This window comes from Citrobacter sp. Cb004 (assembly GCF_030337065.1).
Lineage (GTDB): Bacteria > Pseudomonadota > Gammaproteobacteria > Enterobacterales > Enterobacteriaceae > Citrobacter > Citrobacter braakii.
In genome coordinates this window covers 102,264-124,773 of sequence record NZ_JAOWCH010000059.1, presented here as the reverse complement: position 1 = coordinate 124,773, position 22,510 = coordinate 102,264, and the positions used below count along the sequence as shown (strand labels likewise).

The following is a 22,510-nucleotide window of genomic DNA, read 5'->3' as shown; positions in this document are numbered from 1 at the left end:
AATTTATCCTGAACTATTTGAAATGCATCATGTGAGAACATGGTCTATTTCTCAAAAATTGGTAAGAGTCAAATGTCTCAATTTAGCGATAAAGAAGTTATCCTTTCTGTTTTTGAGTACGATTTTCGGGAAAATGCTTCTGCAGACTGTTTTAATATCGGTTATGGTATTGACAGGAATTTTTTATTTGGCTGCGGTGTATCAATAGCCTCTGTATTATTGTCGAATAAAAAAATCGATTTCACATTTCATATATTTACTGATTATTTCGATGAGAGTGATAAAGCCAGATTCGTCGATCTTGCTAAACAATATCAATCCTGTATCAGAGTTTACCTAATTGATTGCAATAAATTAAAAGACTTACCTAGTACAAAAAACTGGACTTATGCAACATACTTCCGTTTTGTTATTGCAGATTATTTCTATAATAAAATAGATAAATTATTATACCTGGATGCCGATATTGCTTGCCAGGGTAGTGTACGAGAACTGGTCGATTATAAGTTTTCCGCAGATGAGATCGCTGTCGTTGTAACGGAAAGAGATTCCGAATGGTGGCATAATCGTTCTGTAACGCTGGCCACTCCAGAATTAATCGCCGGATACTTTAATGCTGGATTCTTACTTATCAACATCAACGCATGGCACAGTAATAATATCTCTTCCCGAGCCATCGAAATGTTGCGAGTTCCAGAATGGGTGGAAAGAATAACTCATCTTGATCAAGATGTCCTTAATGTGTTGTTAGCCGGAAAAGTAACTTTTATCAATGGTAAATACAATACACGCTTTAGCATTAATTATGAACTGAAAGATGAAGTAGTCAATCCTGTGAATAATGAAACTGTCTTCATTCATTATGTGGGACCGACAAAACCCTGGCATGAGTGGTCCAACTATCCGGTATCGAAGAGTTTTTTAGTTGCGAAAGAGGCCTCGCCCTGGCATTCAGTAGCGCTTCTCAAACCGACCAATAGCAATCAATTCAGATATTGTGCAAAGCATAAATTTAAACAAGGGTTATACGTTCAGGGACTGTGTAACTACTTTAATTATTATCTGACCAAGTTGAAAGGTTAACTGCTGGCTAAGTACATTGTTAAAATAATCAACAGCAATGCATATCTTAGCCGCTGGAAAATATAGCTGAAATAATTAAAGGTAATTAAATTGGACTTCAAAAGATTAACTAACTTCAAAGATATTATTGAGTTAGACAGACGTGTTACACCATGTGATGATCGTGACACTTTTAATATCTCATGGGGAATCGATAAAAATTACCAAACTGGCGCGGCAATTTCTATTGCATCAATCCTTGAAAATAATAAACAGAATAATATTAATTTTACTTTTCATATTATTGCGGATTATTTAGACCAAGAATATATTGTACTATTGACACAATTAGCAGAACAGTATAAAACAGTTATTAAGCTATATCATATTGATTCTGAACCGTTGGTGTCACTACCTAAAACAAATATATGGCCAGTGTCAATATACTATCGCTTGCTTTCATTTGATTATTTTTCTGAACGATTAGATCGACTGCTATATCTTGATGCTGATATTACGTGTAAAGGCTCTTTAGAGGATCTTGCCGCACTGAAATTTGATGGGGAATATGGTGCGGTTGTAGTAGATGTTGATTCAATGCAGGATAAAAGTGCAGAGCGTCTACATAATCCTGAGTTTAAAGGCAACTACTTTAACTCGGGTGTCATGTATATAAACTTGCAGCAATGGCTTAACTCTAATTTAACGAAAAAATTCTTCGAACTATTGTCAGATGAAAGTATAGTTTCCAGAGTAAAATATCCTGACCAGGATATTTTAAATATCATGTTTTTGCATCATGCGGTATTACTACCGAGGAAATATAACTCAATTTATTCATTGAAGTCTGAGTTTGAGATTAAAAATAAAAATTACTATAAATCAGTGATTAATGAAGAGACAGTATTTATTCATTATACTGGTGTAACAAAACCATGGCACGAGTGGGCTGACTATTCCTCAGCACAATTTTTCCGCACAGTATATGAGAATTCACCATGGAAGAATCAGCCTTATCAAGTTGCAAAACAAAAGCACGAATATAGAGAAGAATATAAACACCTTCTTTATCAAAATAAAATAATTCCAGGCCTGATCGCAGCAATTAAATATAAAACAATGTAATGGTGATCTTTATGATTGATAAAATCATATTTACTGTAACACCTATTTATTCTATTCCACCACGTGGTGCCGCAGCAGTTGAGACCTGGATGTATCAGGTTGCCCAGAGAACTAAATTCCCTAATCGTATTGTCTGTATAAAGAACGAAGGATATTCTGATTATTCTTACGTAAACGAAAGATGCAGTATTCATCGTATTGGATTTAGCTCAGTATATAAGCGTATTTTCCAAAAGTGGACTCGGCTGGATCCGTTACCTTATTCAAAGCGCATACTGAAAGTTGCCGAAAAATTTGAGATAACCGATCAAAGTGTGATTGTTGTCCATAACAGTATGAAGCTATATCGACAAATTCGTTCGCAAGCTCCTCAGGCTAAAGTTGTGATTCATATGCATAATGCGTTTGAACCTAAGTTGCTTGATAAAAAAGTTAAGATGATCGTACCAAGTTTGTTTTTGAAGAACTATTATCAATCTTATCTTCCTGAAGCTGATATTGTTATTGTGCCTAATGGTATTGACCTGGATATCTATCAATCGTCATATGAATCAATATCAAAAAATAAATTAAATATTTCCCCTGAAAGCAAGGTGGTATTTTTTGCTGGACGCATAGTACCTGATAAAGGTGTTCTCTTGCTTCTGCAGGCTTTTGAAAAGTTGCTGCATGAGAATAAAAATCTGAAGCTTGTGGTCGTTGGTGATCACATGGAAGTAAATAAGAACGATAAAGGTGATTATCAGCGTGAAGTTCGGGAAATAGCCGAGCGCCTCAAACCACATTGTATTATGTTAGGTAGTATCTCACCCGAGAAAATGCACTATTACTATCCACTGGCAGATATAGTTGTGATTCCTTCTCAATTTCAGGAGCCATTTTGTATGGTGGCTATTGAGGCTATGGGCGCTGGAAGACCTGTATTAGTCAGTACTCGGGGCGGCATGGTTGAGTTTGTTAAAGATAAAATTACAGGCTATCACCTTACAGAGCCGATGACTGCAGAAACTATTGCTCAGGATATTACCAGGGTAATGGCGGAAAGTAGTTTAGCGGATACCGCCCAACGAGGTCAGCAATATGTCTTTGGAAACTATAGTTGGTTTGCGGTTACACAACGGTTTGAAGGGGTTATTTGTAACTGGTTCGAGTGATAAAAAGGCTACATAAAGTAGCCTTTTTATACTATTTTATTTATTCTTCAGCGCTAACAGAAAACCTGCAAAAATACCCAACAGATCTAACTCAATCTGCTCAACGTTGCCACGTATAATAAAATAACCGAAAAATGAAAGTAAAATTATTATATAAGCATTGTATGGGGAATAGTAATTCTCCCTAAATGCATGCGTAACACATTCTCTCACAATGCTAGTGTACACCAGTATTAAACCCACAAGTCCAAGTAATCCTGTACCAAACCATACAAAAAGAATAAGGTTGTGTGGTCCAATTGACTCGCGGAATGTCCAGTTTGGATAATCAACAACACGCTTGTTGTATACAGTTTTATAAGCGTTATTACCAAAACCATAACCAATAACTGGATTTTCTAAGATTAGGTCAAACGCACTTCCTTGCGTACCGTTAGTATAGCGATATGAACTGTCAGTTTGCTGCAATTTAAAGGTCAGTTTTTCTGACATATCTTTGTGTGAAAATATAGCTGTCAGAGCAACAATAGCTACGAGGATTCCTAAAGTAAGCAATCGCCATTGTTTGTACATGATTATCCATGTAAGAGCAATAATAAATACAGATAACCATGCGCCACGGGACAATGTTCCAAGAATTAAAAAGGTGTATATCGCCCCTAACAACAGGAATAATATACGGTATTTCGCTGATTTAATGAGCCATAGATTCAGAAGCACTGGGAATAAAAACACCATTGCATCTGAAATTCCGCGATGTTGGTAATTAGTAAAAGGCATGATTCCTTGCTGATAGTCCTGATAATAAAGGACAAGTTCTGAAAGGCATCGCAAACTAAGAGCTGTAAGGAACGAGAAGAATATCAACTTTGAAATGGTTTCTTTGCTTTCTTCTCTTAGTAATACAGGGATCGCAATAGTGCATAATAAGACATTTTCAACAACTGAGTTGTTTATCTCTTTCAGGCTAGCTTTTAGTTCAGGAGTGAACACTAAAGAGACGAAGGTAGCGATTACAAGAAATGATACACTTGCAAAAACAAATGTTTTAAAAATAGGAATATAATGTCGAGGATTCTTACATAAATAAACTATCGTTGTGATAGTCATCAGGATGACAATCAAATGTTTATAACGAGTAATACCACCTAAGAAATAGGTGGCGACAAACAGAAATATAAGTCCTCTATTCCAGTTTATCTTCCAGTTTTTTTTCTCATCTAAAAAAAACTTTGTTAAAGCCATCATTTCTCCGATACTTACAGACAATTATTTAAAAAATTGCAATTAATTGATTCTAATACGGTCGAAGAACGCAAGTCGGAAAGATTTTCACTTCCTGAGCGACATGCCACTTGATTCTTCCCATACCCACCAATCAATCCTGGGTCCGTTGGACCGTACAACGTAATATTAGGGCGATCCAGTGCAGCGGTTAAATGACTCAGGCCTGTATCAACCGACACCACAAATTTTGCCCCCGCCAGTACGCGAGCGACCTCTCCCAAAGTCATCCGTGGAAGAACATCAACATAAGAAAAACCATTTGCCAACCTACGGGCTCGTGCTTCTTCGTGAGGAGCACCCCATGGCAGTTTAATACGTATGCCAGCGTTATTTAACAAGCCAATTAGCTCCCGCCAGTTGGCTTCTGGCCAGTGCTTATCATCACGCGTTGTGGCATGCAGAAATACGGCATACTGGCCCGTATCAGCATTACGTTCTTTCAGAAAATGCTGAGCGATAGCGTAATCACCCTGCGACTGGGGCCTGGAATATCCCAGACTTTTGGCGAACAATTCACGCGTACGTTCTACCGCGTGCTGCTGTTTGGCAATGTGATGTTTGCGATTATAAAACAGGCTCGCCAATGGTTCGCGCGCCGTGCTCCAGTCCAGACCATGCTTGATGCCACGTGCCAGACGCGTAACCAACGCCGCGCTTTTAACCAGACCCTGCGCATCAATTATCGCGTCATACTGCTGTAAACGCACCGCATCGCGAAAGGCTTTACGCTCGGCTTTAATCGGCGCTGAAAACCAGGCTTTACGCCAGCGGCGGATCGCCACTGGAATAACCCGGTCAACGGCTGCATGCCAGGATGGGATCTGCGCGAAGCCTTCTTCCACTACCCAATCAAATTGAATATCCGGCATGACCTGCTGCGCATCGGTTAATGCCGGTAACGTATGCAGTACATCGCCCATAGACGATGTTTTAACGATCAGTACCCGCATCCGTCAGGCTTCCTCTTGTAACAACAGGTCGTTGAGTTCTTCCAGCACGCGCTGGGGTGTGATGTCAATCAGGCTCTGATGATAGCCTTCTGCTGCATCTCCCTTGCGTACTTTGTGATAGCCCGTAATCAAGCGAATTACGCGCGCCTTGTGTGAAAGCGGCGGAGTAAAATCCGGGCTGCTGGGGCCATACAACGCTACCAGAGGTCGATTCAACGCTGCGGCAACGTGCATTAATCCAGAGTCGTTGGTGACCACCGCTTTGCAGGCGGCGAGCAGAATGACGGCCTGCTCCAGCTGTGTTTCGCCTGCCAGATTACGGCACCAGGGCTGCTGATCAACGCTCAGCGTTGCCAGGATCTCATTTCCGGCTTCATGGTCTTTTGCAGAGCCAAAAAGCACAATCTGATGGCCTTCATCGATCAGTTGCTTCGCCAGGTCTGCGTAGTGGTAATGTGGCCAGCGTTTCGCTGGACCAAATTCCGCACCAGGGCAAAAGCCGATGATGGGGCGTTCGGCAGAAAGGGAAAACTGGCGACAGGTCAGGGACTTTTCACCTTCGCTTACCTGCAACTGCGGCCATAGCAGAGGCTGCGGTAAATCTTTAGCTGACAGCATTACGCCTTTATCATAGGCCAGGGCTACATAGCGTTCGACCATCAGCGGCCAGGCATCTTTATCCAGCACGCGCGCATCGTTTAGCAGGCCGTAGCGCATTTCACCACGCCATCCGGTACGATGGGGAATGCCAGCAAAAAACGGTACCAGCGCGGATTTAAACGAGTTAGGCAGCACATAGGCGCGGTCATAGCGTTTTTCACGCAGGCTATGACCGAGTTTACGCCGCTCGCCGATCTCCAGCGCGCCGTGTCCCAGCGGCATGGCGATAGCTTCGTTAACTTCAGGCATGCGCGACAATAACGGACGGCACCATGCAGGTGCCATCACGTCGATTATCGCCTGGGGATAGCGCGCCTTAAGCGTGCGATAGAGACTTTGCGACATCATCATGTCGCCCACCCAGGACGGGCCTACCACCAAAATTTTCATACTTACGCGTCGCGGTTCAGCCAGGCCATATATTCCGTTACACCTTCAGCAACGGTTTTAAACGGCTTGTCATAGCCCGCAGCGCGCAGATTAGTCAGATCGGCTTGGGTAAACGCCTGGTAGCGACCTTTCAGTTTTTCCGGGAATGGGATGTACTCAATGCTGCCTTTTTTGTGGTACGCAAGCGTTGCATCGGCAACGGCCTGGAAAGATTCCGCACGACCGGTACCAAGGTTAAAGATGCCGGAAACCCCGTTTTCCAGGAACCACAGGTTCACCGCAGCCACATCGCCTACGTAAACGAAATCACGCTTGAAGTTTTCACTGCCTTCGAACAGTTTTGGTGTTTCGCCATTGTTGAGCTGGGTGTTGAGGTGGAAAGCGACGCTCGCCATGCTGCCTTTATGGCCTTCACGCGGTCCGTAGACGTTGAAATAGCGGAAGCCAACAATCTGAGAATTGGCTTCTGGCAGGATCTGACGAACGTACTCGTCGAACAGGAATTTTGAGTAGCCGTAAACGTTCAGCGGTTTCTCATATTCACGGGATTCGATGAAATCAGAAGTACGACCGCCGTAGGTGGCGGCAGAGGACGCATACAGGAACGGAATTTCACGCTCCAGGCAGTAGTGCAACAGCTCTTTGGAGTATTGATAGTTGTTATCCATCATATACTTGCCGTCCCACTCGGTAGTGGAGGAGCATGCGCCTTCGTGGAAAATCGCTTCGATATCGCCGAAATCTTCTCCGGCCATAATCTGGATCAGGAAGTCTTCCTTGTCCATGTAGTCAGCAATATTCAGATCCACCAGGTTAACAAACTTGGTGCCATCTTTAAGGTTGTCCACCACCAGTATGTCGGTGATGCCTTTATCATTCAATGACTTGACGATGTTGCTGCCGATAAAGCCCGCGCCGCCGGTAACGATGATCATAAATGTAACCTTCGAATTTTGGAGTCAGAGACAATCTCAGACACTAATGTCTGTAATCATACCATCACATCGGCATCCCTTCAGCCTCTTAAGTAAGATGGTGGGTCGGTAGAAGGCCTATAAACACCAGTATAAGAATGCTTATTTAATGGTTATTAAGTCTATTAAATTAATCTTAAATGTACTTAGTTTTTTTATATCCATCTATGTATATTATATGTACAAAAACAAAAACTATGTGATATAATATTTTTTTTATTAATGGTTTGAAAATGGTTATGAAATCGTCTACCACTATTGTGACAGCATATTTTGATATCGGTAGGGGGGAGTGGACTGTTAATAAAGGCTTCCGTGAAAAACTTTCCCGATCTTCTGATGTCTATTTTGACTACTTCAAACGGTTAGCCGCTTTAGAAAATGATATGGTTATTTTTACTTCGTCTGAGTTTGAGGACAGAGTTGCGGAAATACGCAAAGGTAAGCCCACAAAAATTATAACCATAGATTTAGGTAAAAAATTTAAGCATATTAATAATAAAATAAGACAAATCCAGCAGGATGATACTTTTAAGAGTAAATTAGAGACGCGACAGCTAGGTAACCCTGAGTACTGGTCTCCAGAATATGTGTTGATCAATAATTTAAAAGCATATTTTGTAGTGAAGGCCATAAATGCAGGCTTAGTTAATACTCCGATGGTTGCCTGGGTAGACTTCGGATATTGCCGTAAACCGCAGGTTACTCGCGGATTAAAAGTATGGGACTTCCCTTTTGACCGTAATAAAATGCATCTCTTCACGATTAAAAAGGGTCTGGTTATATCATCCAGAAAACAGGTTTTTGATTTTATGATAGGAAATCATACTTATATTATCGGCGGCGCTATTGTTGGTTCACCAGAGAAATGGAAAGAGTTTTACTCATTAGTCACTGAGTGTCAAAAAGAGACTCTCAGAAATAATATTGTTGATGATGATCAGGGTATTTTTGTCATGTGTTATTACAAGCGCCCTGATCTATTAATGCTTAATTACCTTGGTCGGGGCAAATGGTTCGATCTGTTCCGTGTTTATCGGCGAACCGCTTTAGGTGCAAAACTCCAGGCATTGCGAATTTTTCTCACTCGAAAGTAGTGGCTTGAATGAGATTGAAGGGTTACCTAACCAGATAGAATGCTGCAAAGGCATTCTTCTGCTATTGCTGTTGTTTTTTTATGATTTTTTATAAAATCCAGCCAATTCAATTGGTTGTGATTCCGTGCGTCCAATGAATCCATACGACGGCATCACTGATTAGCCATGTGGGTATACGTGATTTATGCTTCATTTTGAAGAAGTGATGATGCGTCATCTCGTATCAGCGTATAGCTTTGGGTAATATGTGCTGAAATTTGCCCAGTCTGGAGAATTGAAATGCGTGGGGATTTTTACAAACAGTTAACGAACGATCTCGAAACCGCACGTGCGGAAGGATTGTTTAAAGAAGAGCGCATTATTACGTCTGCCCAGCAGGCGGATATCACAGTGGCCGATGGAAGCCACGTTATTAACTTTTGTGCGAACAACTATCTGGGGCTGGCTAACCACCCGGAACTGATTGCAGCTGCAAAAGCAGGTATGGATTCTCACGGATTTGGTATGGCTTCGGTCCGCTTTATTTGCGGTACCCAGGACAGCCATAAGCAACTGGAGCAAAAACTGGCGGCATTCCTCGGTATGGAAGATGCCATCCTTTACTCTTCCTGCTTTGACGCCAACGGCGGCCTGTTTGAAACGCTGCTGGGCGCAGAAGATGCGATTATCTCAGATGCGCTCAACCACGCTTCTATCATTGACGGTGTTCGCTTGTGTAAAGCAAAGCGTTTCCGTTACGCCAACAACGACATGGTCGAACTGGAAGCTCGTTTGAAAGAAGCGCGTGAAGCGGGAGCCCGTCATATCCTGATCGCCACCGATGGCGTGTTCTCTATGGATGGTGTGATTGCTAACCTGAAAGGCGTTTGTGACCTGGCGGATAAATACGACGCGCTGGTCATGGTTGATGATTCCCATGCTGTCGGCTTTGTCGGCGAAAATGGTCGTGGCTCACATGAATACTGTGACGTGATGGGGCGTGTGGACATCATCACTGGTACGCTGGGTAAAGCGCTCGGCGGCGCATCTGGCGGTTATACCGCAGCGCGCAAAGAGGTTGTTGAGTGGCTGCGTCAGCGTTCCCGTCCGTATCTGTTCTCCAACTCATTGGCTCCTGCCATTGTTTCTGCCTCCATTAAAGTGCTGGAGATGGTCGAAGCAGGCAGCGAGCTGCGCGATCGCCTGTGGGCGAACGCACGTCAGTTCCGCGAGCAAATGTCTGCCGCAGGCTTTACGTTAGCGGGAGCGGATCACGCAATTATCCCGGTCATGTTGGGGGATGCGGTAGTGGCGCAAGAGTTCGCCCGCGAGCTGCAAAAAGAGGGGATTTACGTTACTGGATTCTTCTATCCGGTGGTTCCAAAAGGTCAGGCGCGTATTCGTACCCAGATGTCTGCGGCGCATACCCCTGAGCAGATTACGCGTGCTGTTGAGGCGTTCACACGCATTGGTAAACAACTGGGCGTTATTGCCTGAGGATGTGAAATGAAAGCGTTATCCAAACTGAAAGCGGAAGAGGGCATTTGGATGACCGACGTTCCTGAACCGGAAGTCGGCCATAACGATTTGCTGATTAAAATCCGTAAAACAGCCATCTGCGGGACTGACGTTCACATTTATAACTGGGATGAATGGTCGCAAAAAATCATCCCGGTACCGATGGTCGTTGGACATGAATATGTCGGCGAAGTTGTTGGCATCGGCCAAGAAGTTAAAGGCTTTAAAATCGGCGATCGCGTTTCAGGCGAAGGTCATATCACCTGCGGGCATTGCCGTAACTGCCGCGGTGGACGTACTCACCTGTGCCGCAATACGACCGGTGTTGGCGTAAACCGTCCTGGCTGCTTTGCAGAGTACCTGGTGATCCCGGCATTTAACGCGTTTAAAATTCCGGACAACATCTCTGACGACCTGGCGTCTATCTTCGATCCGTTCGGTAATGCGGTGCATACGGCGCTGTCGTTCGATCTGGTTGGGGAAGATGTGCTGGTTTCCGGCGCGGGTCCAATCGGTATTATGGCGGCAGCGGTTGCCAGGCACGTTGGCGCACGCCACGTGGTGATTACCGATGTTAATGAGTATCGCCTTGAACTGGCGCGTAAAATGGGCATCACTCGCGCGGTCAACGTGTCGAAAGAGAGTCTGACCGACGTGATGGCTGAACTGGGCATGACCGAAGGGTTTGATGTCGGTCTGGAGATGTCCGGCGCGCCGCCAGCGTTTCGCGCCATGCTGGACACCATGAACCACGGTGGCCGTATTGCTATGCTGGGTATTCCACCATCAGACATGTCCATCGACTGGACTAAAGTTATCTTTAAGGGATTGTTTATTAAAGGTATCTACGGTCGAGAGATGTTTGAGACCTGGTACAAGATGGCCGCATTGATTCAGTCTGGTCTGGATTTGTCGCCGATCATCACCCATCGATTCTCCATCGATGAATTCCAGCAGGGCTTTGACGCGATGCGCTCGGGCCAGTCAGGGAAAGTGATCCTGAGCTGGGATTGAATGCTCGACTTGTATTAAATGCTACCAACGGCCAGATTCTTTATTCTGGCCGTATAAATAATAAATACTATTTGCCTCGAAGCTTTCTGGATAAAGATCTTATCGCTTCTTTGAGCCAGATGAGCTTATAGATTAACCCTTTTCCTTTGATGTTAATATGATATTTTCGCTGCAATGCTAAAATGTCATTAGCCTGGCAAATCTTCATATTTCCCTTACAGGATAAGTCAATTATTCTTAATTCACCGCCTGGCGTACGAATGAAATTTCCAGGGTGGATATCATTAGATGCCAACCCGGCTTTGTGAAGGCGCAGAACGCACTGTTTCACTTCATCGGCATTCTTATGGTTAATTTCTTTTAAAGGAGTGCCTTCAACATATTCATGAATAATATAAACATCATGACACTGACGAAGGCGTACTTTTTCAGCGGCATAGTAGAGATCGGCTGTACAGGCGCGCATTTCCGGGGAGAGTGTGTCCAGCTTCTTGATGAGCCAGGAATAAAAGGGGCCGGAGATAAAATTCTGCATTTTTTTCTCAAATCGAGGATCAACTTCACGGTCGTTTTTGATGATAAATTTTTGTGAGTTGTACTCGACCAGTTCTACACTGCGCATGGCGTTACCACTGCTCAACGGTTTGCCACTGATTTCTTTGTTTATATACTTATTCATCAGTGACTTAAGGTCTGTTTTGGTCTCTTTGCAATAGACCGTATAACCTTTTTCATGTGTCTTACTGATGGCCATCACTTTCCTCAATATCAGTGTACATCGCGCGTTAATTTACAGGGGTATAGTATACAGGTTGTGTCCCTCAATATGTAGACGATCTGAGCTATCACAGGCCGCTGAACTCAGGCGCCGCATGGCATTTTCCCATACTGGTTGCTTTCGCTGCGCCGCTTCTGAAAATTAAATGTTCTAACCTTAATAATTCCTTAATGAAACTGTAGTAAAAGTCATCAGTGTACTGACAAACTTGGGTTATCTGATGAGAAACCGCACAAATATGTTGAGTGTTATTATTCCGTTGTATAACGCGGGTGATAGTTTTCGGGATTGCATGGAATCTTTGATCGCACAGACATGGGCTGCGATAGAGATCATTATTGTGGATGACGGTTCAACGGATAACTCTGTTGATATTGCAAGACATTATGCTGATAACTATTCCCATGTCCGGTTGTTACATCAGGCTAACGCCGGGGCATCTGTCGCGCGTAATCGTGGTCTGGCAGTGGCCAAAGGGGATTATGTTGCATTTGTCGATGCCGATGACCTGGTTTATCCCAATATGTATGAAACCCTGATGACCATGGCGCTTCAGGATGATCTCGATCTGGCACAGTGCAATTCTGATTGGTGCATTTTCGAAACGGGGGACACCTGGCAATCAATACCGACGGACCGTCTGCGGTCTACGGGTGTATTGACCGGTCCCGACTGGTTACGTATGGCATTGGCTTCACGCCGTTGGACGCATGTGGTCTGGATGGGGGTTTATCGCAGAGATGTTATCGAGAAAAACAAGATAGCGTTTATTCCAGGGTTGCATCATCAGGATATTGTATGGACGACGGAGTTTATGTTTAACGCCAAACGTGTGCGATATACCGAGCAATCATTGTATAAATACTTCTTACACGATCAATCAGTTAGCCGTCTTAAAAGGCAAGGCTTAAAGAATCTCAATTACCAACGCCACTATATTAAAATTACACGGTTATTGGATAAGTTGAATCGTGAATATGCGGGTCGGATTACTATTTATCCGGAATTTCATCAGCAAATAACCTATGAAGCATTACGCGTTTGCCACGCAGTACGCAAAGAGCCGGATGTCCATATTCGTCAACGCATGATTGCAGAGATTTTTGTCTCTGGTATGTATAAACGCATGATTACTAACGTACGCAGCGCCAAAGTTTTGTACCAGGCGCTGCTATGGTCATTCCGTCTCTGGAAATGGCGCGATAAAACATCCTCGCCCTCTCGTATTGCCCGTAAAACGCTTAATTTACGTTAGCGTTCATAGCGCTGGGTGAGGATGTATTCCCCCAGCCCTGCCATTGCAGGCGCATATACTGCACCAGCGTGCTTTGGGTGATGCTTTCACCGAGCACGCTGAAGAAGCGGCTGGCGTAAACCGGCTCTAACGGCTGCTTCGGTTTGCATAATCTCACCCCGCGGAAAGGATTACGTGGCGCATCAGGTTTACCATTCTTCGGCGGTGTAAGGTTTGGTCTGGAGGTGTCTACCTGTGGTTCATTGAGCAGGCTGCTTGGGCGAACCAGCGTAATGTCCGCAGGCAGGTTATAAAGCATCTGCTGCAGGACGCGAACCGTCGAAGGGTGAGGATGCCCAATGGCAATTGCTGAACCGTTGCGGCGCGCAAGCTCAACGGCCCGATTAAACTGACGGCGAATATCGGCTTCGTTTTGCGTGTCATCCAGGAAGACTTTGCGTTTGATAACCTTCACGCCGGTTCCTGATGCTGCGCGCATTGCCTGACTGTTGCCGATGGTCATACTGTCCAGGAAGTAGAGATCGTAGCGTTCCAGCGCCTGCATCACCTTCTGCATGCCGAACAGGCTGGAGGTCATCGCGCTGCCCATATGGTTGTTCAGCCCGACCGCATTCGGTACTTTGCTTACCGCGTCGCGAATAATCCGCTCAATCTCTTCGCTGCTCATTTCCGGGCGCAAAGTATCTTTCTCTAACGGCTGTTTGCTCAGCGGCGCCATCGGCAGATGGATTAACACTTCATGCCCGCTGTTATGCGCTTTAATCGCCATTTCACGCGCGTGTGGGGCATTAGGCAGAACGGCAACGGAGACGGTGGAAGGCATCGCCAGAACCTGATTTTCGGTGTGTGGACGATAGCCGAAATCATCAATAACGATGGCAAGTTTGCCAGCAAAAACAGGTGTTGCGAAGGCCAGCACGCTGGCGAGAGAGAATAATAGACGACGAAATTGAGGCAAAACTTATCTTCCCAACCACGGCTGTGGATTGACCGCCTGACCCTGGCGACGAATTTCGAAATAGAGTGCCGGCCTGCCCTGTCCGCCGCTGCTACCCACAAGTGCAATAGGCTGCCCGGCGCGAACCTGCGTACCGACGCTGACCAGCGCGCTCTGGTTATAACCGTACAGGCTCATATCGCCTTTACCGTGCTCAACGACGACTACCAGGCCGTAACCCTGCAACCAGTCCGCCAGAATGACGCGACCATCGGCAATGGCTTTAACCTCGGTGCCTTCGGATGCGCCAATAACCATCCCCTTCCAACGTAGCTCACCTTGCAACTGTTCGCCATAACGATGTAGCGTTGGGCCACGAACGGGCCAGAATGCCTGGCCGCGTGGGGAACCTAAACCGCCGGTACGGGACATCAGTGATTTTTCGCTTTCGGTTGGCTTGTAGGTTGAGCCTTTCCGTGACGCATCCTTCTGTTTGTCACGTACGGCCTGCGCCTCGCGAGCTTCACGTTCCGCGCGTGCTTTGGCTGCGGCTTCGGCACGAGCAATGCTGTTGCGCAGGCGTGATTCGTTGGCGCGCATTTCGCCCAGTTGCTGCTGACCCTGCTGAATCGATGACTCCAGACCCGAGAGCGTCTTCTTGCGTTCATTACGCGCCTGCTCCAGCTTAGCCTGCTGAGCGCGCTGTTCGTACAGCAACGTCTGCTGTTCGCTCTGCTTATCTTCCAGCTCGGCTTTTTGCGAGTCGACTTCTTCGCGGGTTTGTTTCAACTGCGCGATGGTTTCCTGCCGCGCCTGGTTCAGATAGCCGAAATAGGCCTGCAGGCGTTGCCCGCGCTGGCTCTCTTCCCCGCTCAGAATGAGCTGAATACCGGTGTGTTCGCCCTGGCGAAACGCTGCGTCAAGTTGGGCTGCCAGGCTACGCTCTTGCGCAGCTCGCTGTTTTTCCAGCTTCGCGAGGGCGGCATTCATCTCTGTAATTTGCGCATTCAGCTGCGCCAGCGAGTTTTGCGTTTCGCGTAGTTGCCTGGCGGCAACGGCGATGGCCTGTTCCTGAGCTTTAAGTTGAGCGAGGAGAGTGGAGCGTTGTTGTTGTTGTTGGCGTACCGCGCGTTCTTTTGCCGCGATATCAGCCTGAATAGATTTGAGCTGATCGCGCTCGTCCGCGTGGGCGGAAAAGGCGCACAGCAATACGCCAGCGCTAAGCGCGCTGGCGTAGAACAAGGGCCTGACTGAAAGCTTTTGCAGTTTCACGGCCCAAGTGATGGTATTAATCGCCTTTCCCCTCATGGGGAGGGATTATTCCACGATGAACAGCGGCTTACCAGTCATCTCTTGCGGGATTTCCATACCCATCAGCGTCAGCATCGTCGGGGCGATATCAGAAAGTTTGCCGCCTTCAACTGCTTTGACGTTTTTACCACCGACATAAATCAGCGGAACGGGCAGGTTGGTGTGTGCTGTATGCGCCTGACCGGTGGACGGATCGCGCATTTGCTCTGCGTTACCGTGGTCCGCGGTGATCAGCAGTTGGCCGCCAACGGATTCAACCGCTTTAGTCACCTGCTCAACGCAGTGATCCAGCGCTTCAACCGCTTTAACCGCAGCTTCCATCACCCCGGTGTGACCAACCATGTCGCCGTTCGGGTAGTTACAAATGATGGTGTCGTATTTTCCGCTCTGAATCGCAGCAACCAGCTTCTCGGTCAGCTCAGCAGAGCTCATTTCCGGCTGCAGATCGTAGGTCGCGACTTTCGGCGAATTGATCAGGATGCGATCTTCGCCTTTGAACGGCTCTTCTACGCCGCCGTTAAAGAAGAAGGTCACGTGGGCATATTTTTCAGTTTCGGAAATACGCAGCTGCGTTTTGTCATTCTTCGCCATCCACTCGCCAAAGGTGTTGGCCAGAGACGCTGGTGGGTAAGCAACAGCAGTTTTGATATCGGCTGCGTATTCAGTCAGCATCACAAAGTTGAGGTTAACGACTTTCTTACGGGCGAAGCCGTCGAAGTCAGCGTTAACAAACGCACGGGTGATTTCACGCGCACGGTCAGCACGGAAGTTCATGAAAATCAGCGTATCGCCGTCTTCCATGGCGGCTTCAGCCTGGCCTTCAGCACGGATCACGGTCGCTTTCACGAATTCGTCGTTTTCGTCGCGGGCATAAGCAGCCTGCAGGCCTTCAACAGCCGTAGCGAACTGGAACTCGCCTTTTGCCAGCGTCATCAGGTCATAAGCCTGTTCAACGCGATCCCAACGGTTGTCGCGGTCCATGGCGTAGTAACGACCGATGATGGACGCTACGCGGCCTTTGCCCAGCGCGGCAAATTTCTCTTCGAATTTCTGCAGCGAATGTTCAGCGCTGCGCGGCGGGGTATCACGGCCATCAAGGAAAGCGTGCAGATAGATTTTCTCAGCACCGCGTTCAGCTGCCATTTCGACCATCGCCATGATGTGATCTTCGTGGCTGTGAACGCCGCCAGCAGAGAGCAGGCCCATGATGTGAACCGCTTTGCCGCTATTTTTTGCCTGGTCGACCGCATCGGTCAGCACTGGGTTAGCGAAGAAAGTCCGTTCTTTAATTTCAACATCCAGACGGGTCAGGTCCTGATACACGATGCGGCCCGCGCCCAGGTTGACGTGACCCACTTCGGAGTTGCCCATCTGGCGATCGGGCAGGCCGACTTCCAGGCCAGAGGCATCAATCAGGGTATGCGGACGTTTTGCCCACAGAGCATCCATTACCGGGGTTTTGGCATTAAAGATGGCGTTATCCTGGCTGTCTTCACGATAGCCATAGCCATCCAGAATCACCAGTACCATAGGTTTTTTAGAAACCGACATTGCGACAACCTCACACTCAATAGACAAAAATAATTGCGTAATTTTACTACAGCTGAATCGATAAAATAGCCCCAGAAGATCAAATAATCGACCAGAGCGTGTCGCAGAGGGCGCGGATTTACGTTTTTTTTTCCGTAGCGCCCCGCAAAAATGCAATCCAATGCACGCTCTGGCTGTATTTGCGCCAACGCGCAGGTATACTCCTTTCCTGGTTTTTTAATCACTAAGTCGGGAGTTGTTACCCCCCATGCAAGAAATTATGCAATTTGTTAGTCGCCACCCTGTATTGAGTATCGCCTGGATTGCGTTACTGGCGGCTGTATTATTTACCACGTTTAAGAGCCTGACTTCGAAAGTGAAGGTAATTACGCGCGGAGAAGCCACTCGTCTTATCAACAAAGAAGATGCGGTGATTGTGGATTTACGTCAGCGCGACGACTTCCGCAAAGGCCATATCGCGGGCTCCACTAACCTGCTGCCGAGCGAAATCAAAGCCAACAATTTTGGCGAGCTGGAAAAACACAAAAACAAACCTGTTATTGTGGTTGATGGCTCTGGTATGCAGTGCCAGGATTCAGCAACTGCGCTGATTAAAGCCGGTTTTGAGCAGGTATCTGTACTGAAAGACGGCGTAGCGGGCTGGAGTGGCGAGAATCTGCCACTGGTTCGCGGCAAGTAATTTACCCGTCTTCTTTCATGCCGCAGGGTAAAAGAACACTGGAGATAAGTCATGGCCAATATTGAGATCTATACCAAAGCGACCTGCCCGTTTTGCCATCGCGCAAAGGCGCTGTTGAACAGCAAGGGTGTGAGTTTCCAGGAACTTCCGATTGACGGCGATGCCGTGAAGCGTGAAGAGATGATCAAGCGCAGTGGCCGTACAACGGTTCCGCAGATTTTTATTGATGCACAGCACATTGGTGGTTGTGACGACTTGTATGCGTTGGATGCACGTGGTGGACTGGATCCACTGCTGCGTTAAGGCGTACCGAAGTATTTAAAGGACAACACTAAAGGGTTTTCTCAACATGTCAGAACAAAATAACACTGAAATGGCTTTCCAGATCCAACGTATTTATACCAAGGATGTGTCTTTCGAAGCGCCAAATGCACCACATGTTTTCCAGAAAGATTGGCAGCCAGAGGTTAAACTGGATCTTGATACCGCATCTACCCAACTGGCAGATGATGTGTATGAAGTAGTGCTGCGTGTCACCGTTACGGCTTCTCTGGGTGAAGAAACTGCGTTCCTGTGTGAAGTTCAGCAGGGCGGTATTTTCTCCATCAGTGGTATTGAAGGGACTCAGATGGCGCATTGCCTTGGTGCATACTGCCCGAACATTCTGTTCCCGTATGCCCGCGAATGCATCACCAGCCTGGTTTCCCGCGGTACATTCCCGCAACTGAACCTTGCGCCGGTCAACTTTGATGCGCTGTTCATGAACTATTTACAGCAGCAGGCTGGCGAAGGTACTGAAGAACATCAGGATGCCTGATGAACCAAAGTAATGCTTCAATGACTGTGATTGGTGCCGGCTCGTACGGCACCGCTCTTGCCATCACCCTGGCAAGAAATGGCCATCAGGTTGTCCTGTGGGGCCATGATCCGAAACATATCGCGACCCTCGAGCACGATCGCTGCAACGTCGCGTTCCTCCCTGATGTGCCTTTTCCCGAAACGCTGCGCCTGGAAAGTGATTTAGCCACTGCGCTGGCCGCCAGTCGTAATATTCTGGTGGTGGTGCCGAGCCACGTCTTTGGCGAAGTGCTGCGCAACATCAAACCGCTGATGCGTCCTGACGCTCGTCTGGTCTGGGCGACAAAGGGTCTGGAAGCGGAAACGGGACGCCTGCTGCAGGACGTCGCGCGTGAAGCGCTGGGGAATTCTATTCCACTGGCGGTTATCTCCGGTCCGACGTTCGCCAAAGAGCTGGCGGCGGGCATGCCGACGGCGATTTCTCTGGCCTCGACGGACGACACCTTTGCTGACGATCTCCAGCAGTTGCTGCACTGTGGCAAGAGCTTCCGCGTTTACAGCAATCCGGATTTCATTGGCGTGCAGCTTGGCGGCGCGGTGAAAAACGTCATTGCGATTGGCGCGGGGATGTCTGACGGCATCGGTTTCGGCGCGAATGCGCGAACCGCATTGATCACCCGTGGACTGACCGAAATGTCTCGTCTTGGCGCGGCGTTGGGTGCCGATCCTGCCACCTTTATGGGGATGGCGGGTTTAGGCGATCTGGTGCTGACCTGTACCGACAACCAGTCGCGTAACCGTCGTTTTGGCATGATGCTCGGCCAGGGGATGGACGTGCAGGGGGCGCAGGACAAGATTGGTCAGGTGGTTGAAGGCTACCGCAATACGAAAGAAGTTCGTGAATTGGCGCACCGTTTTGGTGTTGAGATGCCAATAACCGAGGAAATTTATCAAGTATTGTATTGCGGAAAAAACGCGCGCGAGGCAGCATTGACGTTATTAGGCCGTGCACGCAGGGACGAGCTGAGTCGCCACTAGCTGTAAGGAACTGTTGAATATAACGACCCGACCCGCGAAGAACGGGTCGGTCGTTTTGCTACCTTCTGGAGTACGCAATGCCGTGTGAAGAACTGGATATCGTCTGGAAAAACATTAAAGCGGAAGCCCGGGCACTGGCGGAATGTGAGCCAATGCTGGCCAGTTTTTATCACGCAACGCTGCTCAAGCATGAAAACCTCGGTAGTGCGCTGAGCTATATGCTGGCGAATAAACTCGCTTCCCCGATCATGCCCGCCATTGCCATTCGCGAAGTCGTGGAAGAGGCCTACGCGGCCGATCCTGAAATGATTGCCTCAGCGGCCTGTGATATTCAGGCGGTACGCACGCGTGATCCGGCTGTCGATAAATATTCCACCCCACTTCTGTATCTGAAGGGCTTTCATGCGCTTCAGGCCTACCGTATCGGTCACTGGCTGTGGCATCAGGGACGTCAGGCGCTGGCGATCTTCCTGCAAAATCAGGTGTCCGTTAGCTTCCAGGTAGACATTCACCCGGCGGCAAAAATTGGCCGTGGGATTATGCTCGATCACGCCACAGGTATTGTGGTCGGTGAAACTGCCGTGATTGAAAACGACGTCTCTATTTTGCAATCCGTCACGCTGGGCGGGACCGGTAAAGCCGGCGGTGACCGCCATCCGAAAATTCGTGAAGGCGTGATGATTGGCGCGGGAGCAAAAATTCTCGGTAACATTGAAGTCGGGCGCGGCGCGAAGATTGGCGCAGGTTCCGTCGTTTTACAGCCGGTACCCCCGCATACCACTGCAGCAGGCGTTCCGGCACGCATCGTCGGTAAGCCTGACAGCGATAAGCCGTCCATGGATATGGATCAGCATTTCAACGGGATACATCATACTTTTGAGTATGGAGATGGTATCTGATTTCGAGCTATCTTACCTGGCAGATTGAACCTGAGCTGTGCTCGTCATCCTTACGGACTGCGTGTACGCTCCGGTGACTGCGCGCAGTCCGTGTTCAATCTGTCTGCGCCGATAACGCTCGAAATGAATTTCATCAAATTAATGTAGGTCGGATCAGGCGCTAGCCGCCATCCAACAATCATCAGCTACGCAGTACCGCGCCCGGATACCCTAGCTGGCGCCAGGCCTCATACACCACCACCGACACCGCATTTGACAGGTTCATGCTGCGACTGTCTGGCATCATCGGAATACGAATTTTTTGTTCGGCCGGCAGCGCGTCAAGGATGCTGGCTGGCAGACCGCGTGTTTCCGGACCAAACATCAGATAATCCCCGTCCTGATAGCATACCGCGCTATGCGCTGGCGTACCTTTGGTGGTCAGAGCAAACAGGCGCTGCGGATGTTCTGCGGCGACGAAGGCGGCGTAATCAGAGTGGCGCAGCACGGCGGTAAATTCATGGTAATCCAGCCCCGCGCGACGCAGGCGCTTGTCGTCCCAGGTAAAGCCCATTGGCTCTATAATATGCAGACGAAAGCCGGTGTTGGCGCAAAGACGGATAATATTGCCGGTATTTGGCGGGATTTCTGGTTCGAATAAAACGATGTTAAGCATACTGCCCCCTTGATAACGGGGGGCAGAATAGCAGAAAGAGCGGGTACTATGCGACGGTCAGCGCGTGCGGTTTATAGCGTTGCAGCTTGTAAATTGTCGCGGCAGCAGCGACCAGGGCCGGAAGGCTGAGGAACATTAAGATACTGTCTGCCTGCCATTGCAGGGAAAGCAACTGGGCGCTCATCATCGTTCCGGCTACGCCGCCGAAGCGGCCCACGCCCTGCATCCAGGCAATGCCCGTCGCACGGCAGTGGGTTGGATAAAACGTGGCGGCCAGCGTCTGCAGCCCGGACTGCGCGCCGTTCATGGTAATCCCCATCAGGAAGATCAGTGCGCCGAACAAGATGATGTGGTTATGTTCAAACCCGAGAGCGAGGGCAAACAGCATCGTCAGAATAAAGCCGAGTGAGACCACTTTATGGGCTTCCCTGCGGTCCATTAACCAACCGGCCAGCAGGATCCCCGCCGTACCGCCAAAGGTAAACAGCGATGTCAGCCAGGCGGATTCGGCCAGCGGATACCCCATTCCCAGCATCAGCGTTGGCATCCAGCTCAGCAGCACGTAATAGATAACCAGCCCCATAAAGTAGGTCATCCAGAGCATCAGCGTACCCGGCAGCCAGGGCATACTAAATAACTGTGCCACGCTGCTTTTTTTGACCGTGATACGGTCTTCATCCAGATAAAACTGGGTAACCTGTTCCAGACTTCCCGACATAAAGCGTTGAGCAATGCGTTTGATCTGTGCAACCCCTTTACCGCGGTGAACCAGATACTTAACCGACTCCGGCAGGAACAGCACCAACAGTACGGTGAGGACCAGTGGGGCGATCGCACCAGCAAGCAGAACACTGTGCCAGCCGTAGTTGGGGATCAGCCAGGAGGAGATCACGCCGCCGCCCGCAGCCCCTAATGGAAAGCCACAGTACATGGTGTTAATCGCCATTGAACGACAGCGTTTCGGGGCGAATTCTGACACCAGGGTGATGGCATTGGGCATTGCCGCGCCAAGCCCAAGCCCGGTGAGAAAGCGCCAAAACGTGAGCATATTCAGCGTCTGGGCATAGGCGGTTCCCAGACTGGCGAGGCCAAAGAACAGACAGGAAAAGACCAGGACGCGCTTACGACCCATACGATCGGAGATCGGTCCGGCCAGCAGGGCACCAAATGAGAGGCCCAATAGCGCGGCGCTTAACACCGGTCCAAGATCTTGTTTCTTGATGCCCCAGTCGGCTGAAAGCGTGGGGGCAATATAGCCCATCGCCGCCGTATCGAAGCCGTCAATGGCTAAAACCAGAAAACCCAGGACAATAATGACCCAGTGGAAGCGCGAAAAAGCACTGTCATCTATCGCCTGCTGGATATTCACTTTTCCGGAATAAGCCATGTCACCCTCGCC

General features: G+C 48.2%; 22 protein-coding genes. 12 read left to right on the top strand and 10 right to left on the bottom strand.

Annotated features, from left to right (window positions below; all coding sequences use genetic code 11):
- Nucleotides 1-72: 72 nt before the first annotated feature.
- The 3 genes from waaO to OGV65_RS12940 all read left to right on the top strand — a co-directional run bounded on the left by waaO (nucleotide 73) and on the right by OGV65_RS12940 (nucleotide 3,341).
- A complete protein-coding gene (gene waaO / locus OGV65_RS12950; RefSeq protein ID WP_286455029.1) occupies nucleotides 73-1,083 on the top strand; it encodes a lipopolysaccharide 3-alpha-galactosyltransferase in 1,011 nt (336 codons plus the stop codon).
- A gap of 90 nt (nucleotides 1,084-1,173) precedes the next feature.
- Nucleotides 1,174-2,187 (top strand): glycosyltransferase family 8 protein, encoded by a 1,014-nt coding sequence (locus OGV65_RS12945; protein ID WP_103767013.1) that lies wholly within the window; start codon nucleotides 1,174-1,176, stop codon nucleotides 2,185-2,187.
- An 11-nt stretch (nucleotides 2,188-2,198) separates the two neighbouring features.
- A complete protein-coding gene (locus tag OGV65_RS12940) occupies nucleotides 2,199-3,341 on the top strand; it encodes a lipopolysaccharide N-acetylglucosaminyltransferase (RefSeq protein WP_259688691.1) in 1,143 nt (380 codons plus the stop codon).
- 36 nt (nucleotides 3,342-3,377) lie between these two features.
- Here OGV65_RS12940 and rfaL read toward each other — a convergent pair whose 3' ends face one another.
- The 4 genes from rfaL to rfaD are packed head-to-tail and all read right to left on the bottom strand — an operon-like array spanning nucleotide 3,378 to nucleotide 7,563.
- On the bottom strand, nucleotides 3,378-4,586 hold the full coding sequence (gene rfaL, locus OGV65_RS12935) for an O-antigen ligase RfaL (RefSeq protein WP_103767012.1): 1,209 nt from the start codon (nucleotides 4,584-4,586) through the stop codon (nucleotides 3,378-3,380).
- A 14-nt stretch (nucleotides 4,587-4,600) separates the two neighbouring features.
- The gene (rfaC, locus tag OGV65_RS12930) at nucleotides 4,601-5,578 is read right to left on the bottom strand and encodes a lipopolysaccharide heptosyltransferase RfaC (protein WP_286455028.1); all 978 of its coding nucleotides are present in this window, start codon (nucleotides 5,576-5,578) and stop codon (nucleotides 4,601-4,603) included.
- Between the two features lie 3 nt (nucleotides 5,579-5,581).
- Entirely contained in the window at nucleotides 5,582-6,628 is a 1,047-nt protein-coding gene (gene rfaF, locus OGV65_RS12925) for an ADP-heptose--LPS heptosyltransferase RfaF (protein ID WP_046275755.1), read from the bottom strand.
- A 2-nt stretch (nucleotides 6,629-6,630) separates the two neighbouring features.
- Nucleotides 6,631-7,563, bottom strand: coding sequence for an ADP-glyceromanno-heptose 6-epimerase (gene rfaD, locus OGV65_RS12920; protein WP_003827312.1), 933 nt, complete (start codon nucleotides 7,561-7,563; stop codon nucleotides 6,631-6,633).
- A 278-nt stretch (nucleotides 7,564-7,841) separates the two neighbouring features.
- Here rfaD and yibB point away from each other — a divergent pair, with 278 nt between their 5' ends.
- From yibB to tdh, 3 genes are all read left to right on the top strand, one after another.
- Complete coding sequence (gene yibB, locus OGV65_RS12915) at nucleotides 7,842-8,699, top strand: protein YibB (RefSeq protein ID WP_047418310.1); 858 nt, start codon at nucleotides 7,842-7,844, stop codon at nucleotides 8,697-8,699.
- 279 nt (nucleotides 8,700-8,978) lie between these two features.
- Nucleotides 8,979-10,175, top strand: coding sequence for a glycine C-acetyltransferase (gene kbl / locus OGV65_RS12910; protein WP_046275754.1), 1,197 nt, complete (start codon nucleotides 8,979-8,981; stop codon nucleotides 10,173-10,175).
- 9 nt (nucleotides 10,176-10,184) lie between these two features.
- The gene (gene tdh / locus OGV65_RS12905; protein WP_286455027.1) at nucleotides 10,185-11,210 is read left to right on the top strand and encodes an L-threonine 3-dehydrogenase; all 1,026 of its coding nucleotides are present in this window, start codon (nucleotides 10,185-10,187) and stop codon (nucleotides 11,208-11,210) included.
- A 67-nt stretch (nucleotides 11,211-11,277) separates the two neighbouring features.
- Here the strand turns inward: tdh and rfaY are convergent, their stop codons facing one another.
- The gene (rfaY, locus tag OGV65_RS12900) at nucleotides 11,278-11,964 is read right to left on the bottom strand and encodes a lipopolysaccharide core heptose(II) kinase RfaY (protein WP_047502168.1); all 687 of its coding nucleotides are present in this window, start codon (nucleotides 11,962-11,964) and stop codon (nucleotides 11,278-11,280) included.
- Nucleotides 11,965-12,208: 244 nt separating this feature from the next.
- On the opposite strand from rfaY, the gene OGV65_RS12895 reads away from it, so the two are divergent.
- Nucleotides 12,209-13,243, top strand: coding sequence for a glycosyltransferase (locus OGV65_RS12895; RefSeq protein ID WP_049042810.1), 1,035 nt, complete (start codon nucleotides 12,209-12,211; stop codon nucleotides 13,241-13,243).
- On the opposite strand, the gene OGV65_RS12890 is transcribed toward OGV65_RS12895, so the two are convergent.
- Genes OGV65_RS12890 through gpmM form a run of 3 tightly spaced genes read right to left on the bottom strand, consistent with a single transcriptional unit; the run spans nucleotide 13,230 to nucleotide 17,042 of the window.
- Nucleotides 13,230-14,201, bottom strand: coding sequence for a divergent polysaccharide deacetylase family protein (locus tag OGV65_RS12890; RefSeq protein ID WP_103767008.1), 972 nt, complete (start codon nucleotides 14,199-14,201; stop codon nucleotides 13,230-13,232). The genes OGV65_RS12895 and OGV65_RS12890 overlap by 14 nt on opposite strands.
- 3 nt (nucleotides 14,202-14,204) lie before the next feature.
- Nucleotides 14,205-15,464, bottom strand: coding sequence for a murein hydrolase activator EnvC (envC, locus tag OGV65_RS12885; RefSeq protein ID WP_230330234.1), 1,260 nt, complete (start codon nucleotides 15,462-15,464; stop codon nucleotides 14,205-14,207).
- A gap of 33 nt (nucleotides 15,465-15,497) precedes the next feature.
- Nucleotides 15,498-17,042 (bottom strand): 2,3-bisphosphoglycerate-independent phosphoglycerate mutase, encoded by a 1,545-nt coding sequence (gpmM, locus tag OGV65_RS12880; protein ID WP_200051984.1) that lies wholly within the window; start codon nucleotides 17,040-17,042, stop codon nucleotides 15,498-15,500.
- 247 nt (nucleotides 17,043-17,289) lie between these two features.
- On the opposite strand from gpmM, the gene OGV65_RS12875 reads away from it, so the two are divergent.
- The 5 genes from OGV65_RS12875 (at nucleotide 17,290) to cysE (ending at nucleotide 20,456) form a co-directional block, all read left to right on the top strand.
- Nucleotides 17,290-17,721, top strand: a complete 432-nt coding sequence (locus OGV65_RS12875) for a rhodanese-like domain-containing protein (RefSeq protein WP_005120473.1) — start codon at nucleotides 17,290-17,292, stop codon at nucleotides 17,719-17,721.
- A gap of 51 nt (nucleotides 17,722-17,772) precedes the next feature.
- A complete protein-coding gene (gene grxC, locus OGV65_RS12870) occupies nucleotides 17,773-18,024 on the top strand; it encodes a glutaredoxin 3 (protein WP_003024152.1) in 252 nt (83 codons plus the stop codon).
- A gap of 46 nt (nucleotides 18,025-18,070) precedes the next feature.
- Nucleotides 18,071-18,538: a protein-export chaperone SecB gene (secB, locus tag OGV65_RS12865; protein ID WP_003024155.1), complete on the top strand. Its 468-nt coding sequence runs from the start codon at nucleotides 18,071-18,073 to the stop codon at nucleotides 18,536-18,538.
- Nucleotides 18,538-19,557, top strand: coding sequence for an NAD(P)H-dependent glycerol-3-phosphate dehydrogenase (gene gpsA / locus OGV65_RS12860; protein WP_016154966.1), 1,020 nt, complete (start codon nucleotides 18,538-18,540; stop codon nucleotides 19,555-19,557). The genes secB and gpsA overlap by 1 nt, the downstream gene beginning before the upstream one ends.
- Before the next feature lie 77 nt (nucleotides 19,558-19,634).
- Nucleotides 19,635-20,456: a serine O-acetyltransferase gene (gene cysE, locus OGV65_RS12855; RefSeq protein WP_016154965.1), complete on the top strand. Its 822-nt coding sequence runs from the start codon at nucleotides 19,635-19,637 to the stop codon at nucleotides 20,454-20,456.
- A gap of 181 nt (nucleotides 20,457-20,637) precedes the next feature.
- Here cysE and trmL read toward each other — a convergent pair whose 3' ends face one another.
- Together trmL and OGV65_RS12845 are read right to left on the bottom strand one after the other, a co-directional pair.
- Complete coding sequence (gene trmL / locus OGV65_RS12850; protein ID WP_049042808.1) at nucleotides 20,638-21,111, bottom strand: tRNA (uridine(34)/cytosine(34)/5-carboxymethylaminomethyluridine(34)-2'-O)-methyltransferase TrmL; 474 nt, start codon at nucleotides 21,109-21,111, stop codon at nucleotides 20,638-20,640.
- Between the two features lie 46 nt (nucleotides 21,112-21,157).
- On the bottom strand, nucleotides 21,158-22,498 hold the full coding sequence (locus tag OGV65_RS12845) for an MFS transporter (RefSeq protein ID WP_181220976.1): 1,341 nt from the start codon (nucleotides 22,496-22,498) through the stop codon (nucleotides 21,158-21,160).
- Nucleotides 22,499-22,510 lie beyond the last annotated feature (12 nt).